Consider the following 25,582-nt stretch of genomic DNA (forward strand, 5'->3'; position numbering starts at 1 on the left):
AAGGGGGGGTGGGTGGGTGGAGGGAGCCGGGGACATCGGTGTCCCGGAAGGAGGGTCGGTCAGTGGTGGGCGGGCGCGTGTTCGCGCCCGAAGACGTCGAAGAACACGGTTTCGTCCGGGCCCTGCAGGTGGACGTCAAACCGGTATCCACCCTCGACGGGATGCGCCAGAAGCGTCCGGCGTCGCTCCTCAGGTAGGGCCATCAGGAGGGTATCGGTGGAGTTGGCTACTTCTTCGTCGGCGAAGTAGACGCGGGTGACGAGCATCTTCAGGACACCGCCGGCGAACAGGGTGAGGGCGATGCATGGCGCCTGGGGGGCGCCGTCGACCGTGATGACGGCACCGGGCTTGACGGTGCGGAACTCGCAGGTGCCATCGGGCCCCGACGCTGCCCGGCCAAAGCCGCGGAAGCCGTCGGGAGCAACGGGGGTGTAGATGCCACCGCCGACTGTGAAGTGCCCGGTCTCGTCCGGCTGCCAGATCTCCACGAGGGCGTCAGGGAGGGGCTGCCCCGCGCCGTCGTAGACGGTCACCGCCAGGCTCAGCACGCCCGGGCGTCGCGGGCCTGCGACGTCGGGCCCGGCCTCGTACGGCAGGGCGATCCCGGAGTAGGGACCGACGGCCTGGCTAGGCGTTATGCCCGGCGACGGCGCCAAGCCGGGTGTCGGCGGCCAGGTCCGGTAGTCCTCGTTCGAGCTGTTGTCCGGTGGCCAGTTCTCGAAGACGGCACCGCGCCGCGACTCGATGATGCCCATCAGTCCTCCCACAGGGTGCCGTCGGCCCCACCGAGAACGATGTCGAAGCGGTAGGCGTTGGCGAACTCCGGGATCGTGAGCTGGTGGTCGTACCGAGCCACCAGGCGCAGCCGCGCACGCTCGTCACGGATCGAGTTGAAGATCGGGTCCTGGAAGTGCAGGTCGTCGCCGGGGAAGTACATCTGCGTCACGAGGCGCTGCTCGATCGAGCGCCCGAAGATGGAGAAGTGGATGTGCGCCGGACGCCACGCATTGGCATGGTTGCGCCACGGATAAGGGCCGGGCTTGATGGTGACGAAGCGGTAGCGGCCCTGGCCATCGGTCAGGCAGCGCCCGGCACCGTGGAAGTTCGGGTCAAGGGGGGCGGGGTGACGATCGGTGTGGTGCGTGTAGCGGCCCGCCGCGTTCGCCTGCCACACCTCCACGAGCGTGCCCGGGACCGGACGCCCCCAGCTGTCGGTGACCGTGCCGTGCACGACGATGCGCTGACCGATGGCCTCCCCCGCACCCTGCCGCGTCAGGTCGGCGTCACCGGGCCGGATCTCGTTCTCGCCGAAGACCGGTCCGCTCAGCTCCAGCTGACTTTTCGGGGGCAGCACCAGTGCTTGGGCCGGGGCGCGCAGGATAGTCGCGTGGTTGTCCGGGAAGAGGTATTGCGGGTCCGGTACCGGCGTGGGTAAGGGCGACCCGACGGTCACGCCCCCCTGACCGCGAGCAGCCGCCAGCTGCACCGTGGGCCTGTTCATTCCTGCTCCTCCTGAGCTGCGGCTGCGTCGTCGTAACCGGCTCGCCCGTACGTCGTCGTCTGGTTCCGCCAGTGTGGGTGGGCTGTCCCCCCGTGGGCAAATTCCAATTGCCCGCCAGGGCTATAGCGCAAACATATACACGCAGGTCAACGGGGTGATTCGCGCAAGCGCGGCGCCCGAAGGGTGCGGCGCCGAGATGGTCTCGTTATCACTTCCGAGGCCCGGAGAGGTAAACCAGAGGCCTTCCATTCACGAACGTGTGCACCCCAGCGGGCGCCAACGCTGACCGGCGCACACCGGCTCCGTACAGAGGTCGTGCCCCGCGCCGAGGGGCTCGGTCACCGCCACCGCCACCGCCCTGCCCAGCGCGTCAGAGCTGCCGTGGCGGCTCGTGCCCGTGACGGTCCAGGGCGGGCTCCCTGTCACAAGTGGGTCGACCGCCGCCTCCTCGCCGCCGAACCCGGGCCCCGGTCCCCCACGTGTGTCCCCCTCCTGGTCGACACCGGCCGCGCGGTACTGGAGGCCGGACGGGCGAACAACTCCGTCGTGCTGCCCGACGGGTGCACACCCCAGCGCTCGACGGCCGGATCCTGCCCGGGCTCGCCCGCGCCCGGGCCATCGCCGCGCTGGCCGCCGCGGGGGTCGCGGTGATCAAGGTTCCGCTCCGGCTCGAGGACCTGGCCCGGGCGAGCGAGGTGTTCGTGACGAACGCACTCGTCGCCGCCCGTCCCGTCGTCGCCGTTCACGGGGGTGGGCGCGTGGGCACCGGGGCCGGTGGCGCGCCTCGTCAGTCCGCGACGTCCAGCCCGAGGTCCAGGACCGGCGCCGAGTGGGTGATCCACCCGGCCGACATCAGGTCGACCCCCGTCGCGGCGATGACCGGCGCGGTCTCGGCCGTGAGCCGTCCCGACGCCTCGGTGACCATCCGGCCGGCCACCAGCTCCACCGCCTCGCGCAGCGTCTCCGGTGTCATGTTGTCCAGCAGGACGGCGTCGACCGGGTCGGTGAGCACCTCCCGCAGCTGGTCGAGGGTGTCGACCTCGACCTCGATCTTCACCAGGTGGCCCACGCCGGCCCGGGCCCGGGCGATGGCCTCGCGGACGCCGCCGGCCAGGGCGATGTGGTTGTCCTTGATGAGGACGGCGTCGTCGAGCCCGAAGCGGTGGTTGACCCCGCCGCCGGCGACCACGGCGTGCTTCTCCAGGGCTCGCAGGCCGGGGGTGGTCTTGCGGGTGCAGGTCACCCGGGTGGTGGTGTGGGCGATGGCGTCGGCGATCTGCGCCGTCGCCGTCGCGACGCCGGAGAGGTGGCCGAGGAAGTTCAGGGCGACCCGCTCCGCGGTGAGGACGGCGCGGGCGGGACCGGACACGGTGGCGACGACGTCGCCCGGACGCACCCGGGACCCGTCCGGCAGGGCGACGTCGACGCCGATCGCCGGGTCGACCAGCCGGAAAGCCGCCGCGGCCAGGTCCGTCCCTGCCACCACGCCCGGATCGCGGGCGACCAGCCGGACCGAGGCGCGCCGGTCGGCGGGCACGACCGTGTCCGTCGTGATGTCCCCGGCGCGGCCGAGGTCCTCCAGGAGCGCGGCACGGACCAGGGGCTCGACGAGCAGCGGCGACAAGGGTTTCACGTGGCACTCCGGCGGTGTGCGGGGGTGAGGAGGCCGCCGAGGCCGTCCTCGAGGGTCAGGGTGAGGTGCCGCGGCTCGGCGGCGCCGGGGAAGTCGGTGCGCGTGTGCGCGCCGCGGCTCTCTTCGCGGCGCAGCGCCGAGGTGGCGAGCAGCAGCGCCGCGAGCGTGGCGTCGTCGGTGGCGTCGAGGCCGGCCCGGTCGACGGTGGCGCCGAGCCGGTCGACGGCGTGGGTCAAGGTGGCGCCGTCGCGCAGCACGCCGACGCACTCGGACATCAGCGTGCGCAGCTCCGCCGCACCCCCCGCAGGCTCCGCGGCCGGCCCCGGCTGGGGCGCCGGGCTGCCGAGGCGGGGACCTCGGCGCCCCTCCTGGCCGGCCACGTCCTGCGCGACCCACCGGGCGCACACGGCCGCCTCGAGGAGGGAGTTGGAGGCCAGGCGGTTCGCGCCGTGCAGGCCGGTGCTGGCCACCTCCCCCACCGCCCACAGGCCCGCGACGGTGGTGCGTCCGCGCCCGTCGACGCTCACCCCGCCCATGAGGTAGTGCGCGGCCGGCCGGACCGGCATGGGGGCGCGGCGCGGGTCGATGCCCGCCGCCCGGCAGGCGGCGGCCACGGTCGGGAAGCGGGCGGCGGCACCCAGCGCCTCTCGGGCGTCGAGGAAGACCCGACCGCCGCGCTCGAGCTCGGCGAAGACGGCCCGGGCGACGACGTCGCGCGGGGCGAGGTCGTCCTCGAGCAGGCGGTCGCCGGCGGCGTCGACCAGGCGGGCCCCCGCACCGCGGAGTGCCTCGGTGACCAGCGGCATGGGGTCCAGGCCGACATCGAGCGCGGTGGGGTGGAACTGGACCATCTCCAGGTCCCGCAGCTCCGCCCCGGCGCGGGCGGCCAGGGCCAGCCCCTGCCCGCGGGAGCCGGTGGGGTTGGTGGTGTGGCGGAAGAGCCCGCCAGCGCCGCCGGTGGCCAGGACGACCCGGTCGGTGCGGATCAGCTCGGGGGCGCCGCCGGCAGCGACGACGACGCCGGCGACGCGGCCGTCGTCGCCGGTGACCACCCGCACCGCACGGGCGTGCTGCAGGACGGTGATCGACGGCGTGGCCCGCACCGCGGCGATCGCGGCCCGCAGGACCTCGTGACCGGTGGCGTCCCCGCCCGCGTGGGCGACGCGGTGGCGGCTGTGCGCGGCCTCCAGGCCCAGGGTGAAGGCGCCGTCGGGCGTGCGGTCGAAGCGGGCACCGAGGGCGGCGAGGTGCTCGACCGCGGCGGGGGCGGCGGCGGTGATCCGCTCGGCGGTGCCAGGGTCGGACAGTCCCGCCCCGGCGTGGAGGGTGTCGAGGGCGTGCAGCAGCGGCGAGTCGCCCGGGTGGAGGGCGGCGGCGATCCCGCCCTGCGCGAGGTCGGTGGAGGTGTGCTCGGCCAGGCGCCCGGTGGTCAGCACCACGCACGGCAGCGGCGCCAGGTGCACGGCGGTCAGGAGGCCGGCCAGGCCGGCGCCGACGATGACCGGCCGGTCCTGGGGCGGCGCGGCGCCCATCAGACGGCCAGCATGCGCTCGACGGCGGCCCGGGCCCGGACGGCGACCTGCGGATCGATCGTCACCTCGTGCCGGCCCAGCTCCAGTGCGGCGCGGATGGCGCCGAGGGTGTTGCGCTTCATGTGCGGGCACAGGTTGCAGGGCCGGACGAACTCCACGGCAGGGTTGGCGGCCGAGACGTTGTCACTCATCGAGCACTCCGTGATGAGGGCGACGCGGGCCGGCTGCTCGAGGCGGACGAAGTCCTGCATCTGGGCGGTGGAGCCGGCCATGTCGGCGACGTCGAGCACCTCGGGCGGACACTCGGGGTGGGCCAGCACCGTCACGCCGGGGTAGTCCACCCGGATCTGGGCGATGTCGCGGGGGGTGAAGCGCTCGTGGACCTCGCAGTGCCCGGCCCAGGTGATGACCTCCACGCCGGTCTGGCGGGCGATGTTCTGGGCGAGGTACTCGTCCGGGATCATGATGACCCGGTCCACGCCGAGGGACTCGATGACCTTCACGGCGTTCCCGGAGGTGCAGCACACGTCCGACTCCGCCTTCACCGCGGCGGAGGTGTTGACGTAGGTGACGACCGGGACGCCGGGATGCGCCGCGCGCAGCGCCCGCACGTCCGCCGCGGTGATGGACTCCGCCAGCGAGCAGCCCGAACGAAGGTCGGGGATCAGGACCGTCTTGGCCGGGTTGAGGAGCTTGGCGGTCTCGGCCATGAAGTGCACGCCGGCCAGGACGATGACGTCCGCCTCGACGTGCTGGGCCTCGCGGGCCAGCGCCAGGGAGTCCCCGACGATGTCCGCCACCCCGTGGAAGATCTCCGGCGTCTGGTAGTTGTGCGCCAGGATCACGGCGTTGCGCTCGCGCTTGAGGCGCCAGATCGCCGCGACATCGTCCTCCATGGTCGCCCACTCCACGCGGGGGACGACGGTACGGATCCGCTCGTAGAGGGCGTCGGTGCTGATGGTCGGTGCGGTCATGGTGGGCCTCTCGGGGGCGCCGGGTGGTCGGACATCAGACTTATGCTGACGCTGAGCATTTCATATGCTGGTGATGAGCATAACCGATGGAGGTGTCGGCACGGAAGGGCCACGGCTGACGCGCCGCGGTCAGTTGGGTCGCGGGACCGGCAGCTTCGTGCCCGCGACGTCCCGCTCGTCCAGGACCTCCCGGCGGAACCGGAAGAGCCTGGCAGGCCGCCCGCCGGTGGAGTGGTCGACCTCGCCGGTCTCCTCGACGAGCTCCTGCTGCTCCACCAGGCGGCGGAAGTTCTGCTTGTGCACGTGCTGGCCGGCGATAGCCTCGACCGTCTGCTGGAGCCGACCGAGGGTGAACTCGGGCGGGAGGAGCTCGAAGACCACGGGTCGGTACTGGATCTTGGCGCGCAGACGTCCGATCGCGGTGGCAAGGATGCGCCGGTGGTGCCGGTCCATCGGGCACCCCCCTGCCTCGCCCGACCCCCCGTGCGCCTCCGGCACCAGGGCGGCCTCGTAGAGCAGCTCATAGCGCTGGAGGGCCATCCCGGGCAGCCACGGGTGCCCGTCCAGGCCGAAGGTGACGGCGCAGCGCCGCCAGCGACGGTCCCGGACTTCCGGCCGGCCGGAGCTGGCCCATCGCTCCAGGGCCGGCGCGAGGGTCTCGGTCACGAGCGCGTCGCCGTCGCGCCGGTCCTCCCAGGGGAAGTACTCGAACCAGTTGCGCCACCCCGCGCCGACGGTCGGCACGGTGGTCAGGCCGAGGTAGGAAACCTCCAGCACCGGACTCATGCCGCGGTCACGATCGGCGAAGGTATAGAGCTGCTCGACGTAGCCCAGGTCGTACCCGGTCTGCTGGACCACCCAGGAACGCAGTCCCGCCTGCATCGACCGGTGCCCCGACTGCAAGGGGCCGGAGGGCAGACGACGCCCGTCACCGGTCGTCAGCACGAGCGGGACGCCGTCATGGACGGCGGAGATCACGGCGACGAGCTCGGCCGAGACACGGTCGTCCTGCGCGGGCTCCCCCACGTATCCCTCCCGTGCCGGTCCTGTTCTTCGGACCCATCATGCCGCGATCGGCGCGTCGGCTCGCACCTGGTCGTGTGACCGCTGCCACGGTACGGCTCGGGAGCGGCGCCCCCTGGCGGCCCGTGTAAGCGGTGCCGGCGCTCTGTGGACCCCCGCGCGCACGCCATTGAGGTGCACGTCGGCGCGCGGCCCAGTTAGGTCCGGCTCTACTCGTTCATAGCCGTCAGGCGTGCGTGGATATCCGGCGGAACAAGCCCGTTCTCTCGTGCCCCAGGCGCAGACCATTCCGTGACACAAAGCGTGGCATTGGCAGGTCACCGCCCTCGATGTCGGCGCCCTGGCTGGAAAGTAAAAGCCGCTGACCTGCACTTTCGTGCGGTTCAGCGGCCTTCACCGGGTGGAGCTAGGGGATTCAAACCCCGACCTTCTCCGGCCGGTTCACAACCCCCGGCACTCCCCGGAGTCCGTTGTCACGAACGCTCGCAGAGACGTCGCAACCTGGAGGAACGGCGGCAAATCAGCGGTTCCGAGCGAGCGGACACCAGGGTCGCACCGCTTCTCGGCGTCGTCAACGGTGGTCATCCGACAGCCACAGATGCGTGGAACTCGCGTGGAATCCGGGCTCACGCGTGGAACTTCCGTGGAATCCACCCCGCGCGAAGCCCTCCCCCAAGCGAGTCAGACGTTGAACTTTTCGAAGTTGCCCCTGACCTGGAGATTTGCCGTGAGCCGATGGCGGAACCATGAGAGAATAAGATTGCGTGCGCGCTCCCCCGCCCGGAGAAAGACCATCGCGGTCAGGTGTTGATCTCGGGTGGGCAAGGACCGACCATCCGGAAATTTCACCGAGGTCCGGGCCATCCGCAGCAACGGGAGGTCTCGGACTCCCCGGACACCCGAGGTCCGTGTTCTTCTCCGAAGGGCCCCAGGAGCAGCGGCCGGCACCGCTCTCGACTCCCGCTCGAGGGCTGCGACACCTTCCCCGCCGGCGCCTTCCCCACCGATGCCGGATCGGGGCGGCCCACAAGCACCGGTATCCACCGAGCTAAGGAGAGGGCGTGCTCAATTCCCTCTCAGTGCACGCCGACGAGCCGTTCCAGGAGGTGCTCTGCCAGTGGGCGATCGGTGTCGAGCACGACACGTACATGCCGTTTCGGCTGGTCCACAGGTCCCAGACGCTGGCCGCGCAGGTCGCAGATCGTCTGGCCGCGCCCAGGACCTAAGGTGTCATCGACCGTGACGTCCACCGCCGGGGCGATGGTGGGGCGGATTCCCCCGACGGCGATGGCTGCGGCCAGTGGATCGTGCAGGGCGCTGCATCGGCGGCCGAACTCAGGCACATAGAAATCAAAGTAGAGGTCCAGCATCTGCCCGATGGTCCGGGCGAGTGGCCGTTGCGAGTCGAGTAGCGCCTTGCGGTGTGACTCCTCGAAGTTGTTGGCCAGCGTAACGTCCAGGGGGACCAGAGTGACGGGCCAGTCGGCGCTCAGAACCAGCGCCGCGGCTTCTGGATCGTTCCAGATGTTGGCTTCCCCGACCGGGGATGCGTTGCCGGGCACGAGCGCTGCGCCGCCCATGGACGTCACCCGACGGACGCGGCTGGGAAGGGTGGGATCTAGGTCGAGGGCAGCCGCGATGTTGGTGGTTGGGCCCACCGTGACGATTTCGAGCTGCCCGGCGTGCTCATGGGAAAGCTGGACGAGCAGTTCGGCCGCGGTGGGATCGGCCGGCCGTGCGGGGCATTCGGGCAAGATGACATTTCCGATGCCGTTTGAGCCGTGAATGTGCGTGGGGCCTCCAGTGAATGGCGTCGCGCGGAAGTCGTGGCCTCCTATGGCGACGGGGATATCGGGCTGATCTGTCAGGGACAACAGGCGCAGGGTGTTCTCGGCGGCCTGCTCGGCTGAAGTGTTCCCACTGACGGTGCCGATCCCTACCAGGGTGATCTCCGGAGAGCTCACGAGGTAGCCGAGGGCCATGGAGTCGTCGATGCCTGTGTCGCAGTCGAAGTAGACGGGGCGGACCGCCGCTGTGGTCTTCACGCGCTATTCCTTACGAGTCGTTGTGGTCAGATCTGTGCATGGGGCCGCTCGACGAGCCGGCCCGCCTCCCCTGGAACCGAGGCGGTGGCATGCAAGTCCACATGAGCGCCGTCGGAGTGTCGGGAACGGCTCACCCAGGCCGCCAGAGTGATTCCGGGCCGCCGCGAGCGTCCCGGCCTTGGTCACGGCGTTCGGATTCCCGGGCGGTGTCGAGCGTCGAGTGCCGAACAGCGAGAGTGCCGAGGGCGTCCAGCACAACGCTGGAGCGCCCTCGGCAACCCTGCTCGGGGTTCCCGTGTGGGGCCATCAGGCCCCGCCGGGTGTGGGGTCCGTGGCGCTCAGAGCTTCACGCCGGGGCGGCCCTTGATGAACATGCTCGCGATGAAGGCGAGGATCGTGATTCCCAGCGAGATGAAGAGGGCGGTCTGGATTCCTTCGATCGTCCCGTTGCCGGCGAACGGTGCCACGATGCCGATGCCAAGACCGACGCCGATCCCGAAGCCTGCGCCGTTGATGCCTGGCAGGGCCGAGGGGGCTTCCGGCGGGGAGAGAATCACGCCCAGCCCGTTGGCGGTGGTCAGGAGGAAGCCGTTGTAGCTGATGCCGAGCAGGGCGATGCAGGCGAGGACGATCCCTTGCTCGGTGGGAAGGAGAGCGATCGTCGCCACGGCCGCGATGCTGAGCACCATGCCGATGCGGACGGCCTTGAGCCACCCGAACTTCGCCGCGAACCATCCGGCGAACGGAGCCGCGAGAACGCCGATGATCGCGGGGGGCAACAGGTATCGCAAGGCGGCGGTGGCCGCGTCGAGCCCGTAGCCGAAGTCGGTGTTCTGACTCAGTAGCACGACGGTGAAGTTGATGACCGCGAACACGCTGGCCAGGGTGAGGGTGGTGGTGAGCACGACCGGCCAGACCTGGCGGGACTTCAGGTGGTGCACCGCGATCAGCGGGGTCGTCTTGCGCTGCTCGACCTTCCAGAACACGACGAACGCGCCGACCGCGACTGCCAGGAACAGGAGCGGCAGCGGCGAGAACCAGCCCTGGTTCGAACCTTCTGAGACGAAGTACGTGAGGCTGATCAGTGCGATGGACAGGATGAGGGCGCCCCACCAGTCCATGGCGCCCGCCGATGCTGCTCGAACGTCCTTGGGCAGCACCACAACCGATGCGATGAGCGCGATCACCGCAACGATCAGGATGACCACGAAGATCGACCGGAAGCCCCACGTCTCGGCAAGAAGGCCGCCGAAGTATCCGTCGAGGCCGCCGACGCCGCCGTTGACCGCGGTGATGACGCCGAGCGTGGTGCCGAAGACCTTCGGAGCCATCCGCTCGCTGAGGGTGACGTAGGCGAGCGGGAAGGACGCACTACCGGCCCCCTGCAGCACGCGCCCCACCAGAAGGACGGGAAGGTTCGGCGCGACGATGCACATCAGGGTGCCGACGATGACGATGGCCAGAATGAGGATGGCCATGCGCCGGCGGCCGAAGAAGTCGCTCCAGCGGCCCAGAACGAGACCGGCGACGGCTCCGGAGAGAAACAGGAGGGAGGAGACCTGACCGAGGCCAGCGCCGTCCGCACCGAACTCCTCACCGATCGCCGGGAGTGCGGGGGTGAGCATGCTTGCGTTCAGCTGGAACGCGAGGATCCCGAGGATCAGCGTCGCGACGACGGCGACCGCGCGGCCACCATGAAGAATCTCGACATCCCGGAGCTTGGACGGCGAGGCCGTCTCGATGGATTGGTTCGTCGGCACTGTGGGACTCCTTTGTCGTGAGTGGATGGTTGGCAGCTGCCGAATGGAGGCCGAGCGGCCTAGGAAAGGACCTTGAGCATGGTCTGGAAGAAGAGTTCCTGGTCGATCTCCTCGACCACGCGCGCGTTGGGCTCATGGCCGGAGCGTCGGACCGCGTCCACGAGCATGTAGCCCTGGGCAATGGAGCCGTGGGTCTCGATGTCGACGTAGTAGTCCGTCGCCTTCTTGACGATTGCGGGTTCGACGGCGATCGCGGCGGCGATCGAGTCGGGATGCGTGCTCCCCTCGACACCGTGCGTCTTCTTGACGTACTCGACGCTCGCCCGGTTCGCCTTGGTGAAGAAGCGTGACTGAGGCGTGTCCAGCGCGTCGATCTGGCGCAGCTGGGCCTCGTTGAAGCGGCCCTGTGTCATGGTGAGATCCCAGGTGACCAGCGTGACCGGGAAGCCGGCGTTGAGGACGATCTTCGCCGCCTCCGGGTCGTGCCAGAAATTCGCCTCGGCGGCAGCGGTGACGTTGCCGACCGCGTTGTTGGTCCCGCCCATGATGAAGAGGTCCTTGACCTTCCCCGCGATCGAGCGGTCCGCTGCGACCGCGCAGGCAAGGTTGGTGAGCGGGGCCTGGGCGATGATGGTGAACTCGCCCGGGTTCTCGTTGATCAAGCGGATCAGCGCGGCGACGGCATTCTCGCTCTCGGGCCGCTGCTTGGCCTTCGGGAAGTTCGCGCCGCCGAAGCCATCGACGCCGTGCACATAGGAGGAGTCGTCGAACGGCGCGATCAGCGGCAGACGGCAGCCCTCGTAGACGGGGATCTTGCCGCCGAAGCCGGCGACCTCGATCGTGTAGAGCGTGTTCTCGACCATCTGGTCGAAGTTCACATTGCCGTAGTTGACGGTCACGGCCTCGACGTTCGAGTTCGGGTGCCGCATGCCGATGAGAAGTGCGAAGGCGTCGTCCTGAGCGGTGTCGACGTCGTGGATCAGGCGCAGGGTCATGGTTCCTCTTTCGGTGGGCCGCGTCTTCGCGGCGTTCGGGACTGCCCGGTCTCCGGGCCCGGCTGTGGTGGTGGGGTTCGCTCCGCCCGCCGTCAGTAGCTCGTGACGTTCTCGTCGGTGTTGTTGGTGACGATCGCGATACCGGCACTGGTGCCCAGAAGCACGGCTCCGGCGTTCAGCAGGTCCAGAGCCTGCGCGTAGCTCTTGATGGAGCCCGACGCCTTGACCTTCACCCCGTCCCGGGCAGCTTCGACGAGGTAGCGGATGCTCTCGGGGTTCGCCGTCTCGACAGCGCCGCTGGAGGCGTTCTTCAGGTAGGCGGCCCCCGCCTCCATGGCCAGGTCCACGGCGGCCCGCTTCTCCTCGTCGGTCAGGAGCGGGAGCTCGAGCATGACCTTGATCGGGACCCCGGCGGCGCTCACGACACCGGCGATGTCGTCACGGAAGGCGTCGTACATGCCGCTCTTGAGGTAGCCGACCTGCACACCGATATCGATCTGGGTCGCGCCGGCCTTCACGAGCCGCTCCGCCTCGAACGCCTTGCCGGCGGGAGTCGTGACGCCCACCGTGGGGAAGTCCAGGGCGCTCGCCACGTCGATGCCGGTGCCCGCGAGCTCCTTCGCCGTCACGTGCACCCACGAGCCAGGCACCATCGCCGCGTTGAACCCGTACTCGATGGTCTCTCTGGCGTGGGCGATCATGTCGTCCTGGGTCAGGCCGGTTTCGATGCGGGTGTGCTGGATGTACGGAGCCAGGTCGCGGGGGGCCAGGTTCCCGAGATCGGTCGAGCTCGTCGTTGCGTTGGTCATTTTTGTTTCCATCTCCGGTGTCAGTTGTGAGAGTCGAGCGGATGGTGGTTGGTGAAGGGTGTTCAGATGGCCATCACTGCGGCGATCTGCTCCCGCGTCGGAAGGGCGTCGATGACGCCCGCCTGGGTCACGGCATGAGCGCCGGCGGCGTTGGCGAAGCGAGCGGCGCGGTCCAGGGGCTCACCGTCGGCGATGGCGACGGCCAGTGCGGCGTTGAAGGTGTCGCCCGCCCCTGTGGTGTCGACGACTCGAGCTGGAGGGAATGCCTCTACCTGCTGGAAATCCGCTCCGTCGAACACGGCGCTACCCGCCGACCCGAGAGTCATCACGACGGCGGCGTCAGTCCTGGACCGCAGCTGCTCGGCGATTTCGGCCGCCGAGAGGTTGTGGGTGACCGGGAGACCCAGGATCTGCGCCGCCTCGCTCTGGTTCGGCGTCAGGATGTCGACCCAGGGCCAGAACTCGGCGGGCAGGGGGACGGCAGGAGCAGGGTTCAGCAGGGAGGTCGTCCCCTCCTCGTTGGCGATGCGCAGCGCGGCGCCGACCGCCTCGAGCGGGATCTCCATCGACACCATGAGGATGTCCGCGTCCCGGATCGCCTTCCGGAAGCCCTCCACGTGGTCGGCGGTGAGTCTGCTCAGCGCGCCCGGGGCGATGGCGATCTCGTTCTCGCCGTCGTCGTCGACGAGGATGAATCCGACCATGGTGGAAGACTCGACGCGGGCCACGTACTCGTGCCCGACCCCTTCGCGAGCCCAGAGCGCCGCTGCCGCATCGCCGAGGTGGTCCTTGCCGATGGCGGTGAGCAGGGAGACGTCCGCGCCCAGCCGCGCTGCGGCGATGGCCTGGTTCGAGCCCTTCCCTCCGGGGCCTTGGGCGTAGTCGCCGCCGGAGACCGTCTCACCGGGCGCTGGGAAGTGAGGAACACGCATGGTCATGCCGACCCCGTATCCCCCGACGACTGCGATCTTCATCGACCAGCCCTGTCTATAGACAACTATGAACAAGGCCGAGGTTAGGCCGCGTTCGGCCGAGGGTCAAACGGTTGTCGTCTCTTGCCCCGGCGGCGAGCGGCGTCACGGCAAGCGAGTGCTGCAGGATCGACCGCCACAGGTCAGAGCCGGGCCGAGGCTTCCCCTCTCAGCGGGAGAGGAGTGAGGTGACGCGGAGCCTGTCGGAGCGGATCCAGACGTCGGAATACTCGATCGGGTGCCCGTCGGCGAGGTATGTCACCTGCTCCAGGTACTGGACCGGGCTGCCGACCGGCACCTCCAGCTGTTTGGCAACCGCTTCTGTCGCCGGTTCGGCACTGAACGTCCGTCGCGCAGTTGCGATCCGCAGCTGGTACGTGGTCTCGAGCGTGTTGAAGAGGCTTTCCTTCTCGAAATCGACGTGCTCGATCCCGGGAAGATTCACCGCCCGTACGTAGTTGTGTAGGAGAGCGACGGGACCATCTGCAGTTGTGCGCCGACGGTATAGGCGGAGCACATTCCCACCGGCAGGAACCTCGAGAAGCGCGGCAACGGGAGCCGGCGGCGCCATCAGCGCGCAGTCGATCACCTCAGTCGCGGAGACAATGCCCTGACGCGTGAAGTCCTCGCTCAGGCTGGTGAGCTTCTGCGCGATGGCAGGCTCGATGATCGTCGATGTGACGAACGTGCCCTTCCCAGGCACACGGCGAAGCAGACCTTCTTCCAGCAACGTCTGCAGCGCGCGGCGAAGAGTCCCACGCCCGACGGAAAGCTCCGCCGCCAGATCGGGTTCGCTCGGAAGTCGGTAACGAGGTGGCCACGCACCAGAAGCAATCCGGGATCGAAACTCGTCCGAGATCTGTTCGTGCAGCGTCCCTGGCAGGGTTGGATCGAGAAAACCCCGGTTCACCGCTCCCAATATACCAGTCACGGACAATCGCTCGTGCGTGGGCACGTTGAGGAGCAATGTGGGAGCCAGAACGCGTCCCGCTCGGCCGAGAATGGTATGGCGATCCGTGGCCCCGGGTGCTTCGACACTGGACACATCGACTCTTGACCCATCCGGCTCGACGGCCGCGCGCACCCATCTCCGCGCGGAGCAGTGCAAGGGCGCGGCACCGCCCCGGCGGCATCACGCGCACTTGTCGCCGACAGTGACGCATGAACCAAATGAACGTCAGGTGGTCGGTGCGGCTTGGCCCGGTCAAGTACCTCCGGCATCACCGGGTTCGAACCAGCTGCTTGTGGCTCGCTCCCCTGGATCTTTGCTGCCTCTGGGACCTCCGTGGGCCTCTGGTGGGCCCACGTCTTGGATCACCATCGAACGCGAAGTCGACGGACTGAAGTCCCACCCGACTCTGTCGCTGGAACCGCGCCGATCCCACCCGCGCCGCGCTGTCTGGTAACCGCATCAACCTGTTCCTACATCTTCGATGCCGCACCGGCAGTGCCGACCTGATCGCCTTCGCCTCCCAACTGAACCAGCTCGAGAGGCAGGGCCGACGACCCCGAGTGGACAGGAGGTTCGTCGATCCGGTCGAGGACCTGCAGCTGCGGCCCCTGCGCCGCTCCCCCTTCGACACTGCGCGCGCCTCGTCCCGCTCCTGAGTGGCCAGCGCCAGGTCTCGTTCCAGGGCGCGTGCGGTGGCCTGCAGCGTCCCCACCAGCGTCGGCAGCTGATTCTTCTCGTACAGCACACGCGGCACCGACACCGAGATGCCCGCGCCCGGTCCCCCGTCGGCCCCGCGCACGAGCACGCCGATGGCTGTCCATCCGGGCTCAGGTTCACCTCGCCTCAGTTGAGCGCGAGACCTCGCCGATGCGCAGCCCTGTTCCGAGCATCGCGTCGGCTGCGGCTGGCACAGATGGGTGGAACTCGCGTGGAATCCCGGCTCACGCGGGCAACTCGCGTGGAATCTGCTCAGCACAAGGCCTTCCCTGAGCTGCGTCGCCGCGCACTGGGGTGCCGAAATGAGAAGTGGAGGAAACCCGCCCGGGTCCCCTCCACCTCTCCAGCAGACCGCAATGAGCGTCAGGCGCGGGCAGACAGGTCGAGGGCGACGTCGGTGATCATGTCCTCCTGACCACCGATCAACTTGCGGTTGCCGACCTCGACGAGGACCTCGCGTGCGTCGAGCCCGTAGGTCGCCGCCGCGCGCTCGGCGTGACGCAGGAAGCTGGAATAGGCCCCGGCGTACCCCACGGACAGGGTCTCGCGATCGACCTGGACGGGCCGGTCCTGTAGTGGGCGCACCAGGTCGTCCGCGGCGTCCTGCAGCGCGAACAGGTCCGCGGCCACGTCCCAGCCCTGGAGCTTGGCGACGGCGACGAACGGCTCGATTGGGGTGTTGCCGGCCCCGGCACCGTGCCCGGCCAGCGACGCGTCCACCCGGTAGGCGCCCTCGTCGACCGCGACAACCGAGTTGGCCACCGCGAGGGAAAGGTTCTGGTGGGCGTGGATGCCGATCTGCGTGCTCTCCTCGAGCACGTCGCGGTAGGCGCGGATGCGTTCACGTACCCCGCCCATCGTCAGTCGGCCGGCGGAGTCGGTGACGTACACACAGTGCGCCCCATAGGACTCCATCAGCTTGGCCTGCTGAGCAAGGCTCGCCGGGTCGTTGAGGTGGGACATCATGAGGAAGCCCGAGACGTCCATGCCCCACTCACGGGCGGCGGAGATGTGCTGGGCGGCGACGTCGGCCTCCGTGCAGTGCGTGGCCACCCGCACCGAGCGGATGCCCAGCTCGAACGCCTCTCGCAGGTCGTGCAGGGTGCCGATGCCAGGCAGCAGCAGTGTGGTCAAGACGGCGTGTTCCACCGCGCCCGCGACTGCCTCGATCCATTCCCGGTCCGTGTTCGACCCAGGACCGTAGATCAGGGATGAGCCCGACAAGCCGTCACCGTGCGACACCTCGATCGCGTCGACGCCCGAGGCGTCGAGCGCCTTGGCGATCTCGGCAGCCTTGGCCGGGGAGATTCGGTGCCTGATCGCGTGCATCCCGTCGCGGAGGGTCACGTCTTGCAGGTACACCTTCTTCGCAGCGGTCTCGCTCATGCCACGACCTCCTTCGCAGCGCCGTTCCCAGTTGCGGCGGGGGCCAGCACCATCCGCTCGGCGGTCCGCATCGCGGCGGACGTCATGATGTCCAGGTTCCCCGCGTACGAGGGCAGGTAGTGGGCTGCGCCCTCGACCTCGAGGAAGACGCTAACGCGCGTGTAACCGTCAGCGGTGCGCAGGTCGGCCGGCACGAGGGTGTCGTAGTCGCTCGACTCGTCGGCGAACTGCACCCTCTGCTTCAGCCGGTAGCCGGGCACGTACTCCGCAACCTCGGTGACCCGCTTCTCGACGGCGGCGACGACCTGGTTGCGCGTCGCGTCGTCCAGGCGGCCGGTGAGGACCTGCACGGTGTCGCGCATAATCATCGGCGGCTCGGCCGGGTTGAGGATGATGATCGCCTTGCCGCGGGCGGCGCCCCCGACCTGCTCGATCGCCGACGACGTCGTCTCGGTGAACTCGTCGATGTTCGCTCGCGTCCCCGGACCGGCCGACTTCGAGGCGATCGACGCCACGATCTCCCCGTACAGCACCGGCGTCACCGAGGACACTGCGGCCACGACCGGGATCGTCGCCTGCCCGCCGCACGTCACCATGTTCACGTTGCCCGCGTGCAGGTGCTCGTCCAGGTTCACCGCCGGCACCACATACGGGCCGATCGCGGCCGGCGTGAGGTCCACCAGCTTCTTGCCGTACGGCCCGAGCTTCTCGGCGTTCGCCTTGTGCGCGCCCGCCGACGTCGCGTCGAACACGACGCCGATCTCATCGAACTGCGGGCTCTTGATGAGGCCGTCGACGCCGTCGTGCGTGGTCTCATAGCCGAGCCGTGCGGCCCGGGCCAGGCCGTCGGAGGCAGGGTCGATGCCGACCATCACGCCCATCTCCAGCACCTCGGACAGGCGGATCACCTTGAACATCAGGTCCGTGCCGATGTTGCCGGACCCGATGATTGCCACCTTCGTCTTCGTCATCGTGTTTCCTCTATTGGGCGGTCGCGCTGTGCACGACGACGGGATCGAATCCTTCGGCGGTGGCGGACCAGGTCACGCCCGGGTCCAGCGGCACCGACGCCGCCACCGCCCCGGCCAGGACGATGTCGCCAGGCTTGAAGGACTGTCCGTACGCTCCGATAGCCCCGGCGAGCCAGTGCAGGGCGACCAGCGGGTCGCCGAGCACCGCGGAGCCGGGGCCGGCCGCGACCTCTTCGTCGTCACGGAGGAGTCTGACGACGACATTGGGGAGGGAGTCGAGCAGCTCGTCGGTGGCAGGCGCCCACGGACCCACCACGATGCCGGCTGACGAGGCGTTGTCCGCGACAGTGTCCACCAGCGCGATCTTCCAGTCCTCGACGCGCGAGTCGATGAGTTCGATCGCCACGGCCACATCGCTGATCGCGGCGCGCAACTGCTCCAGCGTTGGCCCCACCGACAGCGCGGAACCGATGCGAAAAGCTAGTTCGGCCTCCAGCTTCGGGGCGAGCATCGTGGCCGGGTCCACCGTCCCGCCGTTGGCCGTGACCATCGCATCGGTGATCACCCCGAAGTCGGGCTCGTCCACCCCCAGCTGCTGCTGCATCGCCAGCGACGTCAGGCCAACCTTGTGGCCCACGGGCTTCTCGCCCGCGGCGTAGCGGCGGGCCAGGTTGGCCCCCTGCACCGCGTAGGCATCGGTGACCGTCAGGCCCGGGTTCGTCGTCGTCGATGGTTGTGGGATTGCCACCCGGGTCTGCTGCGCGGCCCACAGGGCGTCCGCAAGCGCTCGGAGCTTCGGCCTTACATGTACCGCCTGGACGGCGTTCGGGATTGTCATCGTGAGATTCCTTCGGCAGGGGCGATCCTGGCGGCGGGGCACCGGGTCACGATGCCCCACCGCCAACGGCACTCAGTTGTTGAGCACGAAGTCCGTCACGAGACGGTTGAACTCGTCGGCGTGCTCGAGCTGGGCCCAGTGCCCGCACCGGTTGATGATGTGGGCGCGGGAGTTGGGGATCCGGGCGGCCAGGTACAGCGAGCCCTCGAAGGTCGTGACACGGTCGTCGCGGCCGTGGATGAGCAGGGCGGGGGCCGTGATGTCCCCGAGCTTGGTGTGGTCCACCCAGATCGGGATCGGCGCGCTGGGGATGACCTTGGCGACGTTGGCCAGGTGCTCGGGGCGCTTGAGCGCGGCCTGCGTCCGCTCGGCCATCAGCTCGGGGGTCGCGAACCTGGCGTTGTCGAACGTCATGATCTCGACCAGCCGCTTGAACATCTCCGGGCTGGGGTCGACGTAGGTGCCGTACATGATCTTGATGCCCTCGGACGGGCCGGTTGCCCCGAACAAGAACGGCGCCATCTGAATCGGCGGCCCCATCGTGATCAGGTGCGAGACCCGCTCGGGGTGCTCGACCGCCAGGCGCAGGGAGGTGTGCCCGCCCATGGAGTTGCCCACGAACGCGGCCTTGTCGATGCCGAGCGAGTCCAGGAGCTGGATCGCGGCCTCGACGTGGTCGAGGGTGGCGAAGTCGGCCTCGCTCGAGTCACCCCAGCCGGGCATGTCCGGGGCGATCACCCGGAAGTGCTCCGACAATGCCTCGATGTTCGGAGAGTAGTTGCTCCACCCGGTCGCTCCGGGGCCCCCGCCGTGCAGCAGCACGACGGGATGGCCTTGACCGGCCTCGACGTAATGGATGGTGAAGTCATCGGTGGTGACCGAGTGGGAGTGCTCGGCGGGGTTAAGCGTCATGTGAGCAGACCTCAGGCCTCGGTAGTGGTGTTCATGATGTTGTCGTCGGTGTGGGGCACGTAGTCGGTCGGACCCCACATCGTCAGCGCCGTGGCGATGCGGTCCACGCCCCACTCCACCGGCTCCCAGTCGGGGTCGAAGATCAGGTAGCCGTTGGAGAAGATCTCCACCCGGTGGCCCGACCCGGGGTCGCGCACGTAGAGGAAGAACGCCTGGGACACGCCGTGCTTGCCCGGGCCCTGGTCGGGCTTGATCCCGGCCTCGGCGACGATGTCGGCGGCCCGCAGCACGTCGGCGGCGTTGTCGACCCAGAAGGCCAGGTGGTGCATGCGGGCCGACGTCGTCTCGTTCGGGCCGGCCTTCATGACCGCGATGTCGTGCACTAGCGGCGTCACCGACATCCACCCGCCGATCCGCCCGTGCGGGGTCTGGATGTACTCGCGGAGCTTGAAGCCGAGGTTCTCGGTCAGCCACTGGTGATTGGGCTCGGGGTCCTGCGTGGTCCACAGGTTGACGTGGTCGATGCGACGCACGCCGATGCCACGGTTCCAGGACTTGTAGCTCTGGTTGAGCAGCACCGACCGGTCGGCCTCGGCGACGGCGGGCTTTTGCACGTCCCAGTACAGGCGCAGCTTGTGGCCGGTGGGCATGGCCAGCCGCAGCGACTCGCCGTAGCCGTCCTCGTCGTCGGGCTCCTGGACGGTGACGTCGTTGCCGTTCTCGGTGAGAAGGTTGTAGAAGCCCTCCATGTCCTCGGGCCGGCGCACGCGCCAGGAGACGTGGTCCAGGCGGGCCCGGTCGCCGGCCTCCAGGACGAGGGAGTGGTGCTCGCGCTCCATGGCGGCGCGCAGGTACACCTTGTTCTCGAACTGCGCCACGACCTCCAGGCCGATCACGTCGCGGAAGAACCACAGCGACTTCTCAAGGTCGGGAGTGACCAGGTGCGCGGCGCCGAGCTTGGAGATCTCCGGCGCGTAATGGAACTGGGTCGTCATCGAAAGCTCCTTGGTGGGTGGACGTCGTCGACGGGGTGTGGGATTAGGCGTGAGAGGAAACCGAGGTGGGGTCGGGCTCGACGGCGGTCGCCGCGGTGGGCAGCGGCGGCACCGTGAGCCCGGACGAGTCGGCAGCCAGAACGAAGCGGTCAGGGCGCAGCGCAACGACACGGTTGCCATAGCGCTCGAACCACGGGGCCAGGACACCGTCCAGGTCGATGAGATCGTCGGGACCCTCGCTCGCAGAGTCGACCGGACGGACGGTCAGGTAGCGCGAACCGAGCGCGTCCCATCCGGCCTTCTCCTCGGCGGTCAGCAGGGTGCGAGGGTCGACGCGGTCACCGAGCAGGACGAACGCGTGGCCCAGATGGTCGTCGAGCCGGCCGAAGACGCCGCGCGGGGTGGAGACCTCGGGCTGGGGGATCATCCGGCCGATGGCGGAGTCCTCACCCTGCGGTCGGGTGAACCATCCGCCCGCGAGGACCGGCGGTGCGTTGAGCGGAGCCTCCGGCGGGGTCTCGCCGCGGGCGATCATCTCCTGCGCCGCGGAAAGCTCGGCGGCCATGGCCGCCTGCTCCTCGGGCGTGAGCTGCTGCTTGATCACCCGGCCGAGGTGCTCGGCCACCCTCGTGTAGAAGTCGACGTTGACGCGCCGCTCGGCCTCGTAGGTGTCCAGGACCGCCTCGGGCAGCTCGCCCTTCAAAACCCCGGCGAGCTTCCAGGAGATGTCCCACGCGTCGCGCATGCCGGACTGCATGCCGGCACCGGCCCAGGGCGGCATCAGGTGTGCCGCGTCCCCGGCCAGGAACACACGCCCCACACGCCACCGGTCGGCCATGCGGAGGTGGTGCTTGTAGAACGCATGCTGGTGGATCTCGACGTCGTCGGAGGTGACTCCCATGCGGTTGAGCAGGGGCCACAACTCTGCCTGCGTGGGGTAATCCGCGGGAGCCTCGTGGGGCTCGAGCGGAATCTCCCAGCGGTGGTTGCCACCGGCCAGCATGATGTCGACGACGGGGTGCTTGGCGTCCGACCAGAAGGTCAGCAGGTTCCGGTCCGGCCACCACCGCTTGGCGCGGCAGTCGATCACGACCCACTCGGTCGGCACGGTGTCACCAAGCAGGTGGACGCCCAAAAGCAGGCGCGCGGGGCTGGAACCACCGTCCGCCGCTATCACGTACCTGCCACGAACGGTCGTGGTGGTGCCCGAGGCGAGCTCGGTGGCGGTGACGGTGACGCCGTCGGCGTCCTGCTCGATGCCCGTGACCTCGAAGCCGTACCGCACCGCGTTGAGCCCGCCGAACCGTTCTGCCTGACGGCGCAGCTCGGACTCCATCGTCGGCTGGTAGATGTTGTAAAACCGGTGTGCGCCAGGCGTCCCGAGCGTCGACGGCGGGTGCTCTTGTCGCATGATCTCCTGACCGTCGTACGTCACCCAGTGCAGGGCACGTTGCGGTTCGATCAGCTCCAGGACCGGCTTGTCGATGCCGATGGCCTGGAAGACGCGAAGGGTCCAGTCGTTGACCGTCACGGCGCGAGCTCGGGGATAGATGTCCTTGTCGCGCTCGAACGCGATCGTGGAGACGCCGAGCTTGCCTAAGGCGTTCGCCGCGGTCACACCGGTGGGCCCGTACCCGACGATGATGACGTCGGTGTCGAACTCCTTGCTCATGAGTGATTCCCTTCCGGTCGTCGTCGACCCGAGAGTTCTTCGTAGCGAAGCGCCAGTGCGAGAAGGTAAACGTGGCCCGGAACACTTCAGCAACTTTCGTGCCACTCAGCGGCACGACCGATCCAGGCAAAGTTGACGCGTAGACGGGCGAGGCCACAAACTCGTGCTCGTGCGTTCCACTGAGCGGCACGAAGCCTTTGCTCCGGTGTCAGTCGTCGGCCGCATCTCGGTGATCCTCGACGTGTTCGCCGACGAACCCCGGCTGTCGGTCAGCGAGTTGGCGCGGCGTTCGGGCCTGCCCAAATCGACGGTGTTCCGCATGTCCAAAGAGCTCGTCCGGCACGGGTTTCTCGAGCACCAAGGCGCCGACCTCGCGCTCGGGCTGAGGTTTTTCGAGCTCGGCACCAAGGCGTCGCGCCCGCTGAACCTGCGCCGGCTGACATATGCCCGTATGGAGGACCTGCGCCGCCAGACCGGCCACACGGTGCACCTGGCGGTCCTGGACGGCTCCGACGTGGTGTACGTCGAGATCCTGCGCTCACACACCGCACCGAAGATGCCCAGCAGAGTCGGCGGGCGGGTCCCGGCATATGCCACGGGACTCGGTAAGGCCCTGCTCGCGTTCGCCCGACCCGTTGACGCTGAGGCCGTGATCGCCCGCGGCCTGCGGTCAATCGGCCCGCGCACCATCGTCGACCCTGACACGCTGCGCGCCGAGCTCGAACGCACGCGCCGGGTCGGGCTGGCCACCGAGCGCGAGGAGTCCGCACCCGGCGTCACGTGCGTCGCCGCGCCCGTCACCCTGGAGGGCACCAGAGATCCCGTCGCGGCGATTTCTGTCTCAGGCTGGGTCGGCGAGCTCGACACCAACACCTGCAGTGCCCTGCTCACCACCGCGGTAAACGCCCTGCGCTCCGATGCCAGACGACTCCCGGCCTCCCTGCGCAGCCTTACGTCGTGAGAGGACAGGTCTTACCTCCTCCCCTCAGCTCCAGCAGGTCGACCTCGATGTGCACGTTCGAGATCGGCGTGAAGTTTGGCGCCGGCTCTAACCCAGCGTCGACAGGGTCAAGCGGGCAGATTCGAGGCCACCGGGCAGTTCTCGCTGTGGCCGGGGAGCCTCAAACCACCGTGGTGCCCGTACGCGGCACATGCCGTGGCACAAACCGTGGCATAGGCAGGTCAACGTCCTCGATATCGGCGCCCTGGCTGGAAAGCAAAAGGCCGCTGACCTGCACTTTCGTGCGGTTCAGCGGCCTTCACCGGGTGGAGCTAGGGGGATTCGAACCCCCGACCTTCTCCCGGAGGCGCACAACTCGCGGCACTCCCCAGAGTCCGTTTCTCGAACGCCCACTTTGACGCTGCGACCTCCACCAAACGCGGGAAATCAACGGTTACCAGCGGGCCGGCACCAGCGTCGCACTGCTGCCCGACCGTGGTCAACCGCAGTCATTCACCAGCCCCAGCCGCGTGGAACCCGCGTGGAATCGACTCTCACGCGTGGAACTCGCGTGGAATGCCGGAGCGCAATACCAGCGGTCCGCTTAGCAGCGCAGATCGAAGTCGCAACCGTAGCGGGCGGAGCCCCTGGTCGGTTGCCCAGGCCGCGTCGTGGCGCCTGGCCAGCGAGCTCTGCCGCCGCCACCCACAGCTGCGGCTGCGCCAGGGGGTCGTGGACGGCCTGGCTGATGACGACTGGCTCACCGTGGTACCCCAGCGGCGGAAGGATAGTGACGGGCCCCCTCCTGATCCTCAACCGGGGCGGCACCCTGCACGGGCCGTGGGCGTGGAGGAATGAACCGAACCCGACCTGGGCGGAGGTGCTCGCCACGAATCCACGCCGGTTCCCCGACCGGATCGACGCCGAGTTCGACCTGCCGGCCCGTGACCGGCCCCCGGCCTCGGCCCCGCGCGTGCTCACCTACCGGGTCATTGCCGCCGTGGCAGCCCTGCACGCCCTGACTCCGGAACCACGTGTAGCCACGTATCTCGGGGACGGCCGGTGGCACCTCGGCCGCGAACACCGCCAGCCGGCGGCGATCTTCGAGCAGGAGACCGGGCAGGAGTGGCGGTTCGACAAAACGACCTCGATCAGCCTGCCGGCCACCTATCGGGCCAACGGGCGCAGCAGCACCGCAAAGTGATGACGATGGCGAAGGTCGTTGGTCTGCGCCTGCCCTGACGAGACCCGGCCCGCCGAGAACCTTGCAGCTGGACGGAGATAGCTGGGGCAGCCCCTTCCTACTGAACTGGATACTCGCCTCTCGAGCGCGTCGTTCGGCCCGGCGAAAACATTCGACGATCTCCGGTCAACGGATGGTCAGTGAACGACAACTTCTGTCTCTCTTAAACCTGGCACCTAATCGAGACTCAGGCGGCGTGTAATCGACGCCGCCCACCGCTTCGCCGGCACTGCTCGAATCCAGTAGGACACCGGCAGGTCGCTACCAACGATCCCGGCGAGCAGGCTCGGTCTGTTCCTCACATCCGGCGGCAGACCTCTGGTCTCACGTAGTCGTTCAAGGCAGAGGGGACCAATGCCAATGCGGGCGCTCTCCTGTGTAGTCAGCGGCTGACCGCAGATTGCGCACTTCCCCAGGACGCGACCGCGGGGCCTGCGAGGGACTGTACTGCTGATTCGGTGGGTCCAGGCGCGCCGCCGCTCAACCCGTTGCTCACCCACGTGCATGACTTCAACAGCCACCGCCGACTGAGCGGCGCCATCATCTTGCAGGGAGGCGATGAGGGCGCGGACAGCCGCCCGCTTCGAGGCGGTCTTGTAGACCGCCAGGAGAGTCCGGTCCCGCCCCGTGAGAAGGCCGGGGGCAGCGAGCAGCTTCGGGCGTGTCCAATCCACCCGGTTCGGGTCCGCCCACAGAAACCAACCCGCGTCAGAGAGACGTCGGACGCGAGCCTGAGCCACGGTGGGCGCGAGCGTGGAGATTATCCACCGCGGCTGATCGAGAAGGGTTAGGTCGATGGCGTAGCGTCGGACAGGTGTCATGGCGCGCTCGTGGACCGTGACGATCGCAGAAGCGAACGTGTCGTCCCCCATGACTTCCTCGAGGGATCGGAGGAACTGGGGCCATGTGTAGGGAGTGCCGCGGAGTCGGTTTATCGGCACGACGGGCCCGGTGTCGGGTGTGAGAGTGCGGGGCGGCGGAGTAGAGTCGGCGGCGAGGCGGCCGGGCAGCGTGCCGAGCATGGTGATCTCGTCGTCGTGCTCCGTGTCGTGCTCGGCGGCAGCGCTCGTGGCGGGCGGCGGCAGCGCACCGGGCTCGAGGAAGAGCGGGAATGCGGGCGCCGGCGGGTTCGCTGTCGATGTTGGCTTCGGCGGTTGTTGCGCCGACGATGCTGGTTTGGTCGGCTGGGGCGGCTGGGACACCCGCAGCCACCAGCGATCGTCGAAGTTCATGAAACGCCCCGAAGCATCCAGTGCCGTGCGGAGCTGGTCGGCAGTCCAGCCTGCAAGGAGACGCGAACGGTTACGCCCCAGCTGATGGAGGATCTCTGAGGGCGTCATCTGCGCCCCGTTTGCGAGCATGGAGGCAACTGCCTCCAGCAAGGGTTCCGCGAGGGCTCTCCGTACAGGAGTGCGCTGTGGCGGCGGAATGACGCGTTGGGCATTGGGCGCGTAGTCCTTGGGGGCGACGAGTCGGCGGGTTCCTGTTGCGGCGGTACGGCCGGATGCTTTCGACCGCTTCTGTTTCCGCCGTCCGCTCGCTGGGTCCACCTGTTGCTGCCGACGCGCCGGCTGCTTCCCCGCCGCTGATGACGCTCAGGTGAAACTCCCCAGACCTGCTCACTGAAATTCCCCACCCGTGTGGCTCCGCCGACGACGGTGGGGCCCCCTCGACGATGGCGGTCTCTGACCACCAGCCATCACCTCGAGGGAG

The 25,582-nt window shown here is 68.8% G+C and carries 22 protein-coding genes and 1 pseudogene; 4 read left to right on the forward strand and 19 right to left on the reverse strand.

Going from position 1 to position 25,582, the window contains the following annotated elements:
- Positions 1-59 precede the first annotated feature (59 nt).
- Together pcaG and pcaH are read right to left on the reverse strand one after the other, a co-directional pair.
- A complete protein-coding gene (pcaG, locus tag GD970_RS11850) occupies positions 60-755 on the reverse strand; it encodes a protocatechuate 3,4-dioxygenase subunit alpha (protein ID WP_152203103.1) in 696 nt (231 codons plus the stop codon).
- Entirely contained in the window at positions 755-1,501 is a 747-nt protein-coding gene (gene pcaH, locus GD970_RS11855) for a protocatechuate 3,4-dioxygenase subunit beta (protein WP_152203104.1), read from the reverse strand. The genes pcaG and pcaH overlap by 1 nt, the downstream gene beginning before the upstream one ends.
- Positions 1,502-2,061: 560 nt before the next feature.
- Between pcaH and GD970_RS22225 the strand changes: the two are divergent.
- Positions 2,062-2,229: pseudogene (locus tag GD970_RS22225) on the forward strand (aminotransferase class IV); the annotation flags it as partial.
- Positions 2,230-2,288: 59 nt separating this feature from the next.
- On the opposite strand, the gene nadC reads toward GD970_RS22225, so the two are convergent.
- The 16 genes from nadC to GD970_RS11945 form a co-directional block, all read right to left on the reverse strand.
- Complete coding sequence (nadC, locus tag GD970_RS11865) at positions 2,289-3,134, reverse strand: carboxylating nicotinate-nucleotide diphosphorylase (RefSeq protein WP_152203105.1); 846 nt, start codon at positions 3,132-3,134, stop codon at positions 2,289-2,291.
- The gene (locus tag GD970_RS11870; RefSeq protein ID WP_152203106.1) at positions 3,131-4,666 is read right to left on the reverse strand and encodes an L-aspartate oxidase; all 1,536 of its coding nucleotides are present in this window, start codon (positions 4,664-4,666) and stop codon (positions 3,131-3,133) included. Before GD970_RS11870 ends, nadC begins: the two co-directional genes overlap by 4 nt.
- Positions 4,666-5,640, reverse strand: coding sequence for a quinolinate synthase NadA (gene nadA / locus GD970_RS11875; protein ID WP_152203107.1), 975 nt, complete (start codon positions 5,638-5,640; stop codon positions 4,666-4,668). Before nadA ends, GD970_RS11870 begins: the two co-directional genes overlap by 1 nt.
- 129 nt (positions 5,641-5,769) lie before the next feature.
- Positions 5,770-6,666 carry an NUDIX hydrolase gene (locus tag GD970_RS11880; RefSeq protein ID WP_152203108.1) on the reverse strand — a complete coding sequence of 299 codons (897 nt, stop codon included), beginning with the start codon at positions 6,664-6,666 and terminating at the stop codon, positions 5,770-5,772.
- Positions 6,667-7,739: 1,073 nt separating this feature from the next.
- Positions 7,740-8,708, reverse strand: a complete 969-nt coding sequence (locus tag GD970_RS11885; protein ID WP_226925305.1) for a nucleoside hydrolase — start codon at positions 8,706-8,708, stop codon at positions 7,740-7,742.
- Positions 8,709-9,046: 338 nt separating this feature from the next.
- Complete coding sequence (locus tag GD970_RS11890) at positions 9,047-10,468, reverse strand: MFS transporter (RefSeq protein WP_170297184.1); 1,422 nt, start codon at positions 10,466-10,468, stop codon at positions 9,047-9,049.
- Between the two features lie 59 nt (positions 10,469-10,527).
- On the reverse strand, positions 10,528-11,463 hold the full coding sequence (locus tag GD970_RS11895) for a nucleoside hydrolase (protein ID WP_152203110.1): 936 nt from the start codon (positions 11,461-11,463) through the stop codon (positions 10,528-10,530).
- Between the two features lie 92 nt (positions 11,464-11,555).
- Positions 11,556-12,272 (reverse strand): deoxyribose-phosphate aldolase, encoded by a 717-nt coding sequence (deoC, locus tag GD970_RS11900; RefSeq protein ID WP_152203111.1) that lies wholly within the window; start codon positions 12,270-12,272, stop codon positions 11,556-11,558.
- Positions 12,273-12,334: 62 nt separating this feature from the next.
- Complete coding sequence (locus GD970_RS11905; RefSeq protein ID WP_226925306.1) at positions 12,335-13,279, reverse strand: ribokinase; 945 nt, start codon at positions 13,277-13,279, stop codon at positions 12,335-12,337.
- Between the two features lie 133 nt (positions 13,280-13,412).
- Positions 13,413-14,153, reverse strand: coding sequence for a GntR family transcriptional regulator (locus GD970_RS11910; protein ID WP_226925307.1), 741 nt, complete (start codon positions 14,151-14,153; stop codon positions 13,413-13,415).
- Positions 14,154-15,275: 1,122 nt separating this feature from the next.
- The gene (gene dmpG / locus GD970_RS11920; RefSeq protein WP_152203112.1) at positions 15,276-16,298 is read right to left on the reverse strand and encodes a 4-hydroxy-2-oxovalerate aldolase; all 1,023 of its coding nucleotides are present in this window, start codon (positions 16,296-16,298) and stop codon (positions 15,276-15,278) included.
- Complete coding sequence (locus GD970_RS11925) at positions 16,295-17,269, reverse strand: acetaldehyde dehydrogenase (acetylating) (protein ID WP_152203113.1); 975 nt, start codon at positions 17,267-17,269, stop codon at positions 16,295-16,297. The genes dmpG and GD970_RS11925 overlap by 4 nt, the downstream gene beginning before the upstream one ends.
- A 10-nt stretch (positions 17,270-17,279) precedes the next feature.
- Positions 17,280-18,107 carry a 2-keto-4-pentenoate hydratase gene (locus tag GD970_RS11930; protein WP_152203114.1) on the reverse strand — a complete coding sequence of 276 codons (828 nt, stop codon included), beginning with the start codon at positions 18,105-18,107 and terminating at the stop codon, positions 17,280-17,282.
- A 72-nt stretch (positions 18,108-18,179) separates the two neighbouring features.
- Positions 18,180-19,019 (reverse strand): alpha/beta fold hydrolase, encoded by an 840-nt coding sequence (locus tag GD970_RS11935; protein ID WP_152203115.1) that lies wholly within the window; start codon positions 19,017-19,019, stop codon positions 18,180-18,182.
- An 11-nt stretch (positions 19,020-19,030) separates the two neighbouring features.
- Positions 19,031-20,014, reverse strand: a complete 984-nt coding sequence (locus tag GD970_RS11940) for a VOC family protein (protein ID WP_152203116.1) — start codon at positions 20,012-20,014, stop codon at positions 19,031-19,033.
- A gap of 43 nt (positions 20,015-20,057) precedes the next feature.
- Positions 20,058-21,686 (reverse strand): bifunctional 3-(3-hydroxy-phenyl)propionate/3-hydroxycinnamic acid hydroxylase, encoded by a 1,629-nt coding sequence (locus tag GD970_RS11945; RefSeq protein ID WP_152203117.1) that lies wholly within the window; start codon positions 21,684-21,686, stop codon positions 20,058-20,060.
- Positions 21,687-21,855: 169 nt separating this feature from the next.
- Here GD970_RS11945 and GD970_RS11950 point away from each other — a divergent pair, with 169 nt between their 5' ends.
- The 3 genes from GD970_RS11950 to GD970_RS11955 all read left to right on the forward strand — a co-directional run bounded on the left by GD970_RS11950 (position 21,856) and on the right by GD970_RS11955 (position 23,830).
- Positions 21,856-22,647 carry an IclR family transcriptional regulator gene (locus GD970_RS11950; RefSeq protein WP_211489685.1) on the forward strand — a complete coding sequence of 264 codons (792 nt, stop codon included), beginning with the start codon at positions 21,856-21,858 and terminating at the stop codon, positions 22,645-22,647.
- A gap of 555 nt (positions 22,648-23,202) precedes the next feature.
- A complete protein-coding gene (locus GD970_RS22685) occupies positions 23,203-23,484 on the forward strand; it encodes a TY-Chap2 family putative peptide chaperone (protein WP_405002578.1) in 282 nt (93 codons plus the stop codon).
- Entirely contained in the window at positions 23,417-23,830 is a 414-nt protein-coding gene (locus GD970_RS11955; RefSeq protein ID WP_152203119.1) for a TY-Chap2 family putative peptide chaperone, read from the forward strand. Before GD970_RS22685 ends, GD970_RS11955 begins: the two co-directional genes overlap by 68 nt.
- Before the next feature lie 215 nt (positions 23,831-24,045).
- On the opposite strand, the gene GD970_RS11960 is transcribed toward GD970_RS11955, so the two are convergent.
- The gene (locus tag GD970_RS11960) at positions 24,046-25,101 is read right to left on the reverse strand and encodes a DUF6011 domain-containing protein (protein ID WP_152203120.1); all 1,056 of its coding nucleotides are present in this window, start codon (positions 25,099-25,101) and stop codon (positions 24,046-24,048) included.
- Positions 25,102-25,582 lie beyond the last annotated feature (481 nt).

It is taken from the genome of Georgenia thermotolerans, from assembly GCF_009193185.1.
Classification (GTDB): Bacteria; Actinomycetota; Actinomycetes; order Actinomycetales; family Actinomycetaceae; genus Georgenia; species Georgenia thermotolerans.